Source organism: Sporosarcina sp. P17b, from assembly GCF_002743115.1.
GTDB classification, from domain to species: domain Bacteria; phylum Bacillota; class Bacilli; order Bacillales_A; family Planococcaceae; genus Sporosarcina; species Sporosarcina ureae_C.
In genome coordinates this window covers 1-778 of the sequence record NZ_PDYP01000043.1, presented here as the reverse complement: position 1 = coordinate 778, position 778 = coordinate 1, and the positions used below count along the sequence as shown (strand labels likewise).

Below are 778 nucleotides of genomic sequence, written 5' to 3'. Positions count from 1 at the left end.
ACATAGTCTGGTGACGATGGCGAAGAGGTCACACCCGTTCCCATACCGAACACGGAAGTTAAGCTCTTCAGCGCTGATGGTAGTTGGGGGTTTCCCCCTGTGAGAGTAAGACGTCGCCAGGCAATTCTTTTCTTAAGATCAACACTAAATGTGTTATACATAATCTAGTGATTCAAAAGAACAAGAACAAATTAATTTTAATTATACCCAGGAGGATTAGCTCAGCTGGGAGAGCACCTGCCTTACAAGCAGGGGGTCGGCGGTTCGAGCCCGTCATCCTCCACCATATATTCTACACTTGCCGGTGTAGCTCAACTGGTAGAGCAACTGACTTGTAATCAGTAGGTTGAGGGTTCAAGTCCTTTCGCCGGCACCACTTAGTACGAGCCGTTAGCTCAGTTGGTAGAGCATCTGACTTTTAATCAGAGGGTCACAGGTTCGAATCCTGTACGGCTCACCATTTCTTTACAATTGTTATATTGCGGGTGTGGTGGAACTGGCAGACACGCTAGACTTAGGATCTAGTGCCTTCGGGCGTGGGGGTTCGACTCCCTTCACCCGCATCTTTTATGCGGAAGTAGTTCAGTGGTAGAATACGACCTTGCCAAGGTCGGGGTCGCGGGTTCGAATCCCGTCTTCCGCTTTTATTTTCCACTCTTGCCGGGGTGGCGGAACTGGCAGACGCACAGGACTTAAAATCCTGCGGTAGGTGACTACCGTACCGGTTCGATTCCGGTTCTCGGCACCAATTAATTTCATAGTATGCGCCTGTAGCTCA

6 tRNA genes and 1 rRNA gene are annotated in these 778 nt (G+C 49.6%); all 7 read left to right on the top strand.

Annotation, left to right across the window (positions count from 1 at the left end):
• Positions 1-6: 6 nt before the first annotated feature.
• The 7 genes from rrf (at position 7) to CSV76_RS16965 (ending at position 748) form a co-directional block, all read left to right on the top strand.
• Positions 7-122, top strand: a 5S ribosomal RNA gene (rrf, locus tag CSV76_RS16995).
• 88 nt (positions 123-210) lie between these two features.
• Positions 211-286 (top strand) — tRNA-Val (locus CSV76_RS16990).
• 14 nt (positions 287-300) lie between these two features.
• Positions 301-376: transfer RNA gene (locus tag CSV76_RS16985), tRNA-Thr, on the top strand.
• Positions 377-384: 8 nt separating this feature from the next.
• Positions 385-460 (top strand) — tRNA-Lys (locus tag CSV76_RS16980).
• Positions 461-481: 21 nt separating this feature from the next.
• Positions 482-563, top strand: a tRNA-Leu gene (locus CSV76_RS16975).
• Between the two features lie 8 nt (positions 564-571).
• Positions 572-643 (top strand) — tRNA-Gly (locus CSV76_RS16970).
• 16 nt (positions 644-659) lie between these two features.
• Positions 660-748: transfer RNA gene (locus CSV76_RS16965), tRNA-Leu, on the top strand.
• The last annotated feature ends 30 nt before the right edge of the window (positions 749-778 follow it).